General features: G+C 46.8%; 6 protein-coding genes. 5 read left to right on the forward strand and 1 reads right to left on the reverse strand.

What is annotated here, in order from left to right; genetic code table 11:
- Positions 1–246: 246 nt before the first annotated feature.
- The 5 genes from hepB (at position 247) to topA (ending at position 10,612) form a co-directional block, all read left to right on the forward strand.
- On the forward strand, positions 247–2,568 hold the full coding sequence (gene hepB / locus DW121_RS02705) for a heparin/heparin-sulfate lyase HepB (RefSeq protein ID WP_118322983.1): 2,322 nt from the start codon (positions 247–249) through the stop codon (positions 2,566–2,568).
- A gap of 256 nt (positions 2,569–2,824) precedes the next feature.
- Positions 2,825–3,349, forward strand: a complete 525-nt coding sequence (locus DW121_RS02710; RefSeq protein WP_118322984.1) for an NUDIX domain-containing protein — start codon at positions 2,825–2,827, stop codon at positions 3,347–3,349.
- Positions 3,350–3,421: 72 nt separating this feature from the next.
- Positions 3,422–6,454, forward strand: a complete 3,033-nt coding sequence (locus tag DW121_RS02715) for a tetratricopeptide repeat protein (RefSeq protein ID WP_118322985.1) — start codon at positions 3,422–3,424, stop codon at positions 6,452–6,454.
- A gap of 9 nt (positions 6,455–6,463) precedes the next feature.
- A complete protein-coding gene (locus tag DW121_RS02720) occupies positions 6,464–8,128 on the forward strand; it encodes a TonB-dependent receptor (RefSeq protein WP_118322986.1) in 1,665 nt (554 codons plus the stop codon).
- Positions 8,129–8,263: 135 nt separating this feature from the next.
- Complete coding sequence (gene topA, locus DW121_RS02725) at positions 8,264–10,612, forward strand: type I DNA topoisomerase (protein ID WP_118323097.1); 2,349 nt, start codon at positions 8,264–8,266, stop codon at positions 10,610–10,612.
- 75 nt (positions 10,613–10,687) lie between these two features.
- Here topA and argS read toward each other — a convergent pair whose 3' ends face one another.
- Positions 10,688–12,505, reverse strand: coding sequence for an arginine--tRNA ligase (gene argS, locus DW121_RS02730; protein WP_118322987.1), 1,818 nt, complete (start codon positions 12,503–12,505; stop codon positions 10,688–10,690).
- Positions 12,506–12,599: the final 94 nt, after the last annotated feature.

Here is a 12,599-nt window from a genome sequence, read left to right on the forward strand (position 1 = left end):
CGAATAAATCCTGCAATTCTTATACCTTAATTATCCTGTACAATGAGCGAACAAGAGGTGTGCAATACTAATAATGTCCCAGCATATATCATTTATGTTCAAAAATGCAGAACCGGAAGTTTTTTGTCTGCCCAAAGACTATCGGGATAATTATTTTTGATTTACATTTACAGAGGATTAAGTACGGTCCGCCCCTCCGAAACGAATAGAAAAACAACTACTTATTAATATACCAAACGAAAAAACATGAAAAAAAGCATTCTATTTATCACGAGTCTTTTCCTCTGCGTTTTCTGCCTGACAAGCAATGCCCAACAAAACAGGACAGAAGTTACTTGGGAGAATATGGAAGGTGTCACAGTGCCCATTCCCCCGCAAGTACATCCCCGACTTTATGTACGCTCCGCCGATGTGCCGGATTTGAAAAAACGAATGAACCATCCGCACGTAAAAGAAGTACTTGCCACCCTGAAGAAATTGGGCAAGGACCGTACTCCTGAAGAAGAAGCAAAGGTAAAGGACAGAGGATTCCGTTATTACTTTGAGATGCGTGGTGTGACCAGCCGCGTACAAGTACAAGCACTCGACTATTTGGTATACGGTGACAAGAGACAAGCCAGAAGCGCCATTACCGCCATGCTGGACACGCTCCAGAACGTCAATTATGGAACAAAAGGAGATTTGTCACGCGCCAGCGGAGTGATGCTGACCTGCGGTGCAATGGTATACGACTGGTGCTACGACCAAATGAAAGAATCTGAAAAGAAGGCTTATATCGAATCTTTCATCCGCATAGCCAAAACAATGGAATGCGGCTACCCGCCACGCAACAACGAACCGATAGCCGGACATTCCAGTGAGTGGATGATACTGCGGGATATGCTTTCCGCAGGTATCGCCATCTACGACGAATATCCCGATATGTACAACTACGTTATCAAGATGATGTTCAAGGATTATCTTCCTGTAAGAAACTATATCTATGCCGGACATAATTACCATCAGGGAACAAGCTACGTAAATGTACGTTTCAGCAACGACCTTTTCTCTTTGTGGATATTAGACCGCATGGGTGCAGGAGCTATCTATGATTCTTCCCAGCAATTCGTACTTTATGACTTCCTCTATCGCCGCCGTCCGGACGGACAGGTGATGCCGGCAGGTGACACCAATCCTATCCGCAGAAATATGCCTTCTTATTCATTGCCCGCCATGCTGGCTTCCAGTTTCTACAAAGACAGCTACTTGGCATACGAGTATGAACGCAAGCCCAATATCGAACGTCATTGCCTCATCTTCGACGTTCTGTGGAGAGATTTGGATTTGAAGGCCAAAGCCCCCGATGACCTGCCGCTGACGCGTTACTCAGGAAGTCCTTTCGGCTGGATGATAGCCCGCACGGCATGGGACAAGAACAGTGTGATTGCCGAAATGAAGATAAACGAACAGTTTGTCGGCAACCACCAGCATATGGACGGCGGTTCTTTCCAATTGTACTACCGAGGTCCTCTTGCCATTGACGCGGGAGCTTACCAAGGAAGTTCCGGCGGATATAACAGCCCTCACAACAAAAATTTCTTCAAACGTACCATCGCCCATAACTCTCTGCTGGTATATAATCCGGATGAGAAATTCGCCTGCTGGAACTATGGCGGAGGCGGCAAGACCGAATTCGCAGCCAACGACGGCGGACAGCGTATGCCCGGCGACCGCTGGGAAACCTGCCGTTCCTTTGAAAAGCTGCTGAGCAAGGATTATACCACCGGTAAAGCATTGGTGCACGGTTTCGGGCCGGACCTTAATAAGCCGGATTATTCTTATTTGAAAGGTGATATTACGCAAGCTTATACAGATAAGGTAAAAGAGGCAAAACGTTCTTTCGTTTTCCTCAACCTGCACTCTACCGAAGTACCTGCCGCATTAATCGTATTCGACAAGGTGGTTTCTTCCAATCCGCAGTTCAAAAAGTTCTGGTTGCTGCACAGCATCGAGGAGCCGGTAATAGAAAATAATCGTTTCACCATCAAGCGTACCAAGAACGGAGATACGGGAATGTTGCAAAACCAGGTGTTACTGCCCGAAATCAGTGATGCCCAAATAGAGAAGGTAGGTGGAAAAGGAAAAGAGTTCTGGGTGTTCGGAACCAACTACCCGAACGACGCATTACCCAACCGCCCCGATGATGCCAACGAAAGAGGAGCATGGCGCGTAGAGGTATCTCCCAAAGCTGCCGCTACGGAAAACTACTTCCTGAATGTAATGCAAGTTGCAGACAATACTTGCAAACAGATGAACGACGTGAAACGCATCGACGCCGAGAAAGTGGTAGGTGTGCAGATAGCCGACCGAATTGTTACTTTCAGCAAAAACAGCCAACCCTTGTCCGGTAAAGTCGATGTGAAAGTAGACGGAAACACTACCATGAAATTCGTTATAACCGACCTTATCCCGGGAACATGGCAAATCAAGAAAGACGGAAAAGTATATATTCCCGCCATGGAGGTTCGTTCGGACGACGGCATCCTTGCCTTTGAGGGCGCTGCCGGACATTACGAATTTCTGCGCTGACGAACAACCGTCAGGAAACGGATGCTTAGTAAAAAATAGACACATATAATATATTAGTTATATTCAGTCGTATATTGAGCCTATCTCAGTCGTATACTTAGATAGGCTCAATATACGACTGAATAAGGCATTTTTAATACCATTGATAACCAAGTATTTACAAGCCAGTCACTTCGTTAAGAAAAATAGCGACAAGTATGAATAATAAATAGTTTTACGTATCTTTGCCTGCTGCAATCTTAAAGCACTCAAAGATATGGAACATCCTCTTTCTCAATTCAGATATTGCCCGAAATGCGGTTCGGAACATTTCGAGATTCATAATGAAAAATCAAAGCTGTGCAAGGACTGCGGCTTTACCTATTACTTCAACTCTTCTGCCGCCACCGTTGCCCTGATACTGAACGGGCAGAACGAACTCTTAGTGTGCCGCCGTGCCAAAGAGCCAGCAAAAGGGACGCTGGACCTGCCGGGCGGCTTCATCGATATGGCGGAAACCGGTGAAGAAGGCGTGGCGCGCGAAGTAAAAGAAGAAACGGGCATGACGGTGACACAGGCCGAATACTTGTTTTCACTGCCTAACATCTACATCTATTCGGGATTTTCCGTACATACGCTGGATATGTTTTTCCGCTGTACGGTAGCCGATTCCCGGCATTTCAAAGCAATGGACGATGCTGCAGAGGCTTTCTTCCTCCCCCTTAAAGACATACATCCGGAGGACTTCGGACTGGGTTCCATTCGTAAAGGCCTACAGATATTTCTGTCCGGCATATCCTAAAAAAGCCAAATAACCGGAACATTTTCAAACCAAAACCCGTATTTTTGTAAAAGCATCCATTCTATACCGAAGATGAAACATAAAATTTACCGCATAGTATGCACTGCGCTTTGCTGCGCACCGTTGCTCGCCACAGCACAGACGAGCGAGAAAATCACTTCTCCGCAACGACTGTATGAAGAAGGACAGAACCTGTTCCAACAAAAGGCATTCGCCGCAGCCATGTCTCCCTTACAGGCTTTTGTAAAACAAATCAATGCGGAAGGCAGCCCGTTGTCTGCCACCGGAGACAAAGAGGAAGCCGAATATATACTGGTATGCGCCGAATACGAACTGAAAAGTCCCAATAGCATAGAACTGTTGCGGAGCTATCTTGATACATATCCCGACACTCCCCATGCCAACCGTATTTACGCCCTTATAGCGTCCGCCTATTTCTTCGAGGGAAAATATGACGACGCACTCGCCATGTTCAATGCCGCCCGGCTCGACCTCCTAAGCAACGAAGAGCGGGACGACATGACCTACCGACTGGCAACCTGTTACCTGAAAACAGGGAATGTGAAGGAAGCCGCCATCTGGTTTGAGACATTGCGCAGCACCGGTTCCAAATATGCCGCGGACTGCACATATTACCTTTCGTATATCCGCTACACCCAACAACGGTATGACGATGCCCTCAGCGGTTTTCTCAGCCTGCAGGACAATGCAAAATACAAGACGCTCGCGCCCTATTACATCGCAGAAATATACTTGGTTAAAAAGAACTATGACAAAGCGGAAATAGTTGCGCAAAACTATCTCTCCGCCTATCCCAACCAGAAATATACCCGGGAGATGCACCGCATACAAGGTACCGCCGACTACCATTTCGGCAAATACCATGAAGCCGCAGAGGCTTTCAACCGATACCTGAAAGACAATACTGAACCCACCCGGAGAAGAGACGCGCTTTATATGCTGGGAATGTCCTATTACCGGACGGGGGTCTATTCGCAAGTTCCCGTCATCTTGGGTGAAGTAACTACCGGTAAAGACGCGCTTACACAAAACTCTTATCTGCACATGGGATTGGCTTATCTGCAACTTGCCGACAAGAACAAAGCCCGTATGGCATTTGAACAGGCAGCCGCATCCGGTACCGACCTGAAGATAAAGGAACAGGCGGCTTATAACTATGCTCTCTGCATTCACGAAACGTCTTATTCCGCATTCGGCGAGTCGGTTACAGTCTTTGAGAATTTCCTGAACGAGTTTCCCAATTCCGCATATGCCGACAAAGTAAGCAACTATCTGGTAGAGGTCTACATGAATACCCGCAGTTATGATGCCGCACTCAAATCCATTGAACGCATTGCACGTCCCGGGAAGGCTATCTTGGAGGCCAAACAAAAGATTCTGTTCCAACTGGGAACCCAGTCCTTTGCCAACACACAGTTTGAACAGGCCATCAATTACTTCAACCAAAGCATCGCCTTAGGCCAATATAATCTGCAGACAAAAGCCGACGCCCTTTACTGGCGGGGCGAATCTTATTACCGGTTGAACCGTATGCAGGAAGCTGCCCGCAACTTCAACGAGTATCTGTCACTTGCCCCGCAGAAGAATACGGAAATGTATGCCCTTGCCTACTACAATCTGGCATACATAGCTTTCCACAAGAAAGATTATGCAACGGCGCAAGACCGTTTCCTGAAATTCATCCAACTGCAAAAGAGCGGAGACGCCACCGTCCTTGCCGATGCGTATAACCGTATCGGCGACTGCTACATGCACGTCCGCCGCTTCGACGAAGCCAAGCAATACTACACCCGGGCGGAAAACCTGGGTACGCCCGCCGGTGATTACTCCTACTATCAGCTGGCTTTGGTGTCGGGCCTGCAAAAGAACTACGACGGGAAGATTACATTACTCAACCGGCTGGCCAACAAATATCCGAATTCGCCCTACGCCGTCAATGCACTTTACGAGAAAGGCCGTTCGTATGTGCAAAGCCGCAACAACAATCAAGCCATCGCTACCTTCCGGGAGTTGCTGAACAAATATCCCGAAAGCCCCGTCAGTCGTAAGGCTGCCACGGAAATCGGACTGCTCTATTATCAGAACGACGATTACAGCCACGCTATCGAGGCCTACAAACACGTCATCTCCAAATATCCGGGCAGTGAAGAAGCACGCCTTGCCATGCGCGACTTGAAATCCATCTATGTGGAAGCCAACCGTGTGGATGAGTTCGCAGCGCTTGCAGCCCAAATGCCGGGCGCTATCCGCTTTGAACCCAGCGAACAAGATTCGCTGACTTACATCGCCGCAGAAAAAGTGTATATGAAAGGGGAAATCACCCCTGCAAGGGAAAGTTTCACCCGCTATCTGCAAAGCTATCCGAGCGGAGCTTTCAGCTTGAATGCACACTATTATCTGAGCCTTATCGGAAAAGAACAGAAAGACGAAACCGCCGTACTGGAACATACCGGCAAACTGCTGGAATATCCGGACAGCCCGTATTCGGAAGAAGCCTTGCTGATGCGCGGAGAAATCCTGTTCAACCACAAGGAATACGAAAAAGCCCTGGCAGACTACAAGCAACTGCAAGCCCGCGCCACAACTGCCGAACGCCGGCAACTGGGCGTCACGGGTGTACTGCGCTGCAGTGTGTTATTGAAGGATGATATTGAAGTGATACAAGCTGCAACCGCCTTACTGGCCGAAGCCAAACTCCCCCCCGAATTGCAGAATGAGGCTTTATACTATCGTGCCAAAGCCTATCTGAACCAAAAAGCGGTGAAGAAAGCGGCGAATGACCTGAATATTCTGGCAAAAGACACCCGTACATTATACGGTGCGGAAGCCAAGTACCTGGCAGCACAACTGATGTACAACGCCGGTGACTACGCCACCGCCGAAAAGGAAATACTGAACTTCATCGACCAAAGTACTCCGCACGCCTATTGGCTGGCACGCAGCTTCATCCTCCTGTCCGACGTATATGTTGCCATGGACAAGAAACTGGATGCGCGCCAATATCTGCTGAGCCTGCAACAGAATTATCATGCGGACGATGATATTGAAGGAATGATTCAAGAAAGACTGGAAAAGCTGAAATAAAAGAATACAATGAATATGAGAAAGATACAATATATACTCAGCGGGATAACGCTGATGACCCTTCCTTTAGGCATCCATGCCCAGCAACAGGCCAAAGACTCCACCGTGAACCGGACAGTTGTTGTGGAACAGGAATATAACCCCGACATTCTGGATGCGTCCAAAATAAACGTACTCCCCAAAGTAGAGCCGCCAACCGCCAACAAGAGGGCAGTGGAGTATGACGCCACCCTTATGCCCGCCAATACGATTCCCGCAACTGTCATGCAGGCATATACCGGGAAAGAAACGCAAGCCAAGGCACAGCCCGGATATATCAGACTGGGCTACGGCAATTACGGGAATCTGGATGCGCGCGCCAGCTACCTGTTCACGCTATCCAACAATGACCGCATCAACCTGAATTTCCATATGAACGGCATGGATGGCAAACTCGAATTGCCTGATAATAGCGGCAAATGGAACTCTTATTACTACCGCACTCATGCCAACATCGGTTATTTGCATCGCTTCAAGAAAGTAGACTTGGACATTGCAGGCAACTTTGGATTGAGCAACTTCAATTTCCTGCCTGATGCAGTTGCCGGAAAACAGAAATTTACTTCCGGAGATATTCATTTCGGCGTGAAATCCACGGATGCGGAACTGCCCCTACAATTCAGCGCAGAAACAAACCTGATGCTCTATGAACGCCAATACGACTTCGGTTCACCGGATAATCAGGAAAACATTATCCGTACCAAAGCACTGGTTGCCGGCGGCATATCCGATGAACAAACCGTAGGAATCGGCTTTGCAATGGACAATGTGTTGTACAAGAATAATAATTTTGAGAACTACACCTCACTCAACCTGAACCCGCATTACCGCTTGGAAAACGATGACTGGAAAATACGTATCGGCACGCAGGTTGATATGGCTTTCGGTTACGGTAAGAAATTCCGGGCAGCGCCTGATGTAGCGGTAGAATATAACTTTTCGGACAGCTACATCCTCTACGCACAGGCCAAAGGAGGAAGACTTCAAAATGATTTCCGCCGTTTGGAGGCATTCTGTCCATATGGGCTGGTCGCTTCGCAACCGGACGCCACTTATGAGCAAGTGAACATCGCCCTCGGCTTCAAAGCCAGCCCGGTAGCCGGCCTATGGTTGAACCTGTATGGCGGATACCAAAACTTAAAGGATGATTTGTTTTTCCAACCGGCAGATTTCAATGACAACACAGAGGGAAGCTACCCGGCACTTGCCATCAGCCAATGGAACACAAGCAACATCTATACCGGTGCAGAGGTGCGCTATGACTATAAGAATATATTCTCATTCTCCGCAGCCGGGACTTATCGAAGTTGGGATGCAAAGGGTGACAGCCCGATTAGTGTCAAAGACTATGTGCTCGCCTACAAGCCTGCCTTTGAAGCCAATCTGCATATAGATGTACACCCTATATCCGCTTTACTTCTTAATCTTGGCTATCAGCATATTTCACGCGAGAAGATAGAGGGAAGCAAGATAGACGCGGTCAACAACCTTTATTTAAGCGGCAGTTACGAGTTCTTTAAAGGAATATCCGCTTATGCCCGCATAAACAATTTATTAAATCAAGATTATCAATATTATTGGGGATACCCGACCGAAGGCATCAACTTTATCGGAGGTGTAAGTTTCAAATTCTAACACCCCGGATTAAAGACATTACGAACAAAAAAGGTCATTTTTGCTAAATTCTCCTTATATTATAAGGTGGAAAGTTTGTTTTTTCCTACTTTTGCGGGCAAATTAGTGGCTGGAGTCACTATAAAACAGAAATTTATGCAGAAAAACCTTGTCATTGTCGAGTCTCCGGCAAAAGCAAAAACCATTGAGAAATTCCTCGGAAAAGACTATAAAGTCCTTTCCAGCTATGGTCATATACGCGATTTGAAGAAAAAAGAGTTCAGTATTGATATTGATAAAGATTTCAAGCCGCATTATGAAATCCCGGGAGATAAGAAAAAGGTTGTAGAAGAGCTGAAAGCCGAAGCCAAAGAAGCGGAAACCGTATGGTTGGCATCCGATGAGGACCGCGAGGGAGAAGCGATTGCATGGCATTTGTACGAAGTGCTGAAATTGCAACCGGAACATACCAAGCGTATCGTTTTCCATGAAATCACCAAAAGCGCCATTCTAAAGGCCATTGAGCAACCACGCAATATTGACATCAATCTGGTAGATGCACAGCAAGCACGCCGTATTTTGGACCGTATCGTAGGTTTTGAACTTTCACCGGTGTTATGGAAGAAAGTGAAGCCCGCACTTTCCGCCGGTCGTGTGCAATCAGTAGCCGTCCGTCTTATCGTAGAGCGCGAGCGTGAAATACAAGCCTTCCAATCGGAAGCATCTTATCGGGTTACCGCCGTATTCCTCGTACCCGATTCCGATGGCAAACCGGTTGAGATGAAGGCCGAACTGGCACGCCGCATCAAGACAAAAGCCGAAGCTCAAAAACTCTTGGAAAGTTGCCAATCAGCCACTTTCACCATCAATGATATTTCCACCCGCCCGCTGAAAAAAAGTCCTGCGGCTCCTTTTACGACATCTACCTTGCAGCAAGAGGCTGCCCGCAAATTAGGATTTACAGTGGCACAGACTATGATGATTGCCCAACGGCTGTACGAATCGGGAAAGATTACCTATATGCGTACCGACTCCGTCAATCTGTCCGAACTGGCTGTAAACAGCAGCAAAACGGTTATTGCCGACATGATGGGAGAACGTTACGTATATCCGCGTCATTTCGCCACAAAGACCAAAGGCGCTCAAGAGGCTCACGAAGCCATTCGTCCTACCTACATGGAAAATGCCAAAATAGAGGGTAGCCCACAAGAACGAAAACTATATGACTTGATATGGAAGCGTACCATAGCCTCCCAAATGGCAGATGCGGAAGTTGAAAAGACTACCGTAAACATCGGTATCAGCAACGAACCGGATACGTTCAATGCTACAGGGGAAGTTGTAAAGTTCGACGGTTTCCTCCATGTATATCGCGAATCCATTGACGATGATGCGGAACAGGAAGATGAAACACGTCTGTTGCCTCCTTTGAAGAAAGGACAGGTTTTACAGCATCAGAGCATTATTGCCACGGAACGTTTCACACAACATCCTCCCCGCTACACAGAAGCCAGTCTGGTACGCAAATTGGAAGAACTGGGTATCGGTCGCCCTTCTACATATGCTCCTACCATTTCTACCATACAGCAACGCGGTTATGTGGAGAAAGGTGAAAGAACCGGAGAAGAGCGTCCTTACAATGTACTTTCATTGCAAAACGACGAGATTACAGACGTTACCCAAACAGAAATTACAGGAGCCGAAAAAGCTAAATTGATGCCTACCGATATAGGTACGGTAGTCAATGACTTCTTAATGGAGTACTTCTCCAACATCCTTGACTATAACTTTACCGCCAGTGTTGAAAAGCAATTCGACGAAATAGCCGAGGGAGAAAAGAAATGGACAGCTATCTTGGGCGATTTCTATAAGGGTTTCCACCCGTCCGTAGAGAATACGCTTGCCACCAAGAATGCCCACAAAGCCGGCGAGCGCATCTTAGGCGAAGAACCGGGCAGCGGCAAACAGGTGTCTGTAAAAATCGGTCGTTTTGGTCCTGTCGTACAGATTGGCACTGTCAATGACAGCGAAAAACCGCGCTTTGCCCAGCTTAAGAAGGAAATGTCCATCGAGACAATAACTTTGGAAGAAGCACTGGATTTGTTTAAACTGCCTCGTACTTTAGGCGAATATGAGGGCAAGACAGTTACTGTAGGAACCGGTCGCTTCGGACCTTATGTGTACAATAACGGAATGTACACCTCACTTCCCAAGACAATAGACCCTATGGAGGTTACATTGGACGAAGCAATCCAGCTTATCCAAAACAAAAAAGAGGCAGAAGCCCAAAAGCACCTCAAGAAATTTGATGAAGAGCCGGAACTGGAAATATTGAACGGCCGCTACGGTCCCTATATATCCTATAAAGGAAGCAATTATAAAATTCCGAAGGATATTATCCCGCAGGATTTAAGTTTGGACGCATGCAGGGAAATTATCAAACTGCAAAGCGACCCGGATGCACCGAAAGCCAAACGCGGCAAATATGCCAAGAAGAAAAAATAATGAAGCTATACTAATATGAAGAAGCCCTCTCTACGAATGCGTAAAGAGGGCTTCTTCATATCAGAGTGCTTCTGATTACATCCTATCGGGTACTTCAATGCCAAGCAATCCCATTCCCAAGCGTACCACCTTGGCAACATTCTCGGACAAAGCAAGACGGAATATCTTCACAGCCTCATTCTCCTCACGCAATATGCTGAAATCGTGATAGAACTGATTGTATTCCTTCACAAGGTCATAAGTATAGTTTGCAATCAGAGAAGGACTATAATCTTCGCCTGCCTGTTTTACAACGGCTGCAAAGTCTGCAACCATCTGTATCAAACCTTCTTCTTTCTCGCTCAATTCAATTCCTGCGGGAAGTTGTGCGGGAACAGTAATGCCTGCCTCTTTCGCCTTACGAAGAACGGACTGTATACGTGCGTATGTATACTGGATGAAAGGTCCTGTATTACCGTTGAAGTCAATGGATTCCTTAGGATTGAACGTCATGTTCTTGCGAGCATCCACTTTCAATATAAAATATTTCAAAGCGCCTAAACCGACAATACGAGCTATATTATCAGCCTCTTCCTTGGTCAGACCGTCCAGCTTACCCAATTCTCCGGACGTTTCCTTAGCGGTATTAATCATTTCAGCCATCAAATCGTCAGCATCCACAACCGTACCCTCGCGACTCTTCATCTTGCCTTCGGGCAGTTCTACCATACCGTAAGAGAAATGAACCAGTCCCTTGCCCCATTCAAAGCCTAACTTATCGAGCAAAATAGAAAGCACCTGGAAATGATAATTCTGTTCATTGCCTACCACGTAAACCATCTTGTCAATGGGGAAATCGGCAAAACGCAATTTGGCAGTACCTATATCCTGTGTCATATAAACAGAAGTTCCGTCCGCACGGAGAAGCAATTTATGGTCGAGTCCTTCTCCGGTCAGGTCGGCCCATACGGAACCATCCTCTTTGCGATAGAAGAAGCCTTTTTCCAAGCCTTCCATAACCTTCTCCTTACCTTCCAGATAAGTTTCCGACTCGTAATAAATCTTGTCGAAAGTAACACCCATCATACGGTAAGTCTCATCGAAACCGGCATATACCCAGTCATTCATCTTCTTCCACAAAGCGCGTACTTCAGAATCATTAGCTTCCCACTTCACCAGCATTTCACGCGCTTCTTTCATCAAAGGCGATTCAGCTTCAGCCTTGGTCTTTGCCTCTTCTTCACTCAGACCTTCGCTTTGGAACTTCGCCATCAGCTCTTTTACTTCAGCCTTGTAATGCTTGTCGAAAGCCACATAGTAGTCACCAATCAGGTGATCGCCTTTCTTACCGGAAGACTCGGGAGTTTCACCGTTGCCATACTTCTGCCAAGCCAACATTGACTTACAGATATGAATGCCGCGGTCGTTCACAATATTTGTCTTTACCACCTTGTTGCCATTGGCCGAAATGATATTTGCCAACGCATGACCCAACAAGTTATTGCGGACATGACCCAAATGGAGCGGCTTATTCGTATTGGGCGAAGAATATTCAATCATCACCAACGGAGACTTGTCGGTAACAGCGACAATACCATACTGCGCATCCGCATGAATACCATTCAGCAATTCAATCCATGCCGAAGAAGCGATAGTCAGGTTCAGGAACCCTTTGATAACATTGAATGCCGAAACCGAAGGCTCGTTTGCCTGCAGATATTCGCCAATCTCTTGTGCTGTCTGTTCCGGTCCTTTCTTAGACATACGGAGGAAAGGGAAAACCACCAACGTAAGATGCCCCTCAAATTCTTTCTTGGTTTTCTGCAACTGTACCTGTGCAGCCGGAACATCTTGTCCGTACAGTGCTTTCAGTCCGCTGATTACGGACGCTACCAAATTCTGTTCTATATTCATGATTCAAATGTATTTTCTGTGCGCAAAGATACGAACTATTTTTAATTCCATAAAAAAGGAGACGTTGTATGCGTCTCCTTTTATCAAGTTTTAT

The organism is Bacteroides sp. AM10-21B, assembly GCF_003472565.1.
GTDB lineage: Bacteria > Bacteroidota > Bacteroidia > Bacteroidales > Bacteroidaceae > Bacteroides > Bacteroides propionicigenes.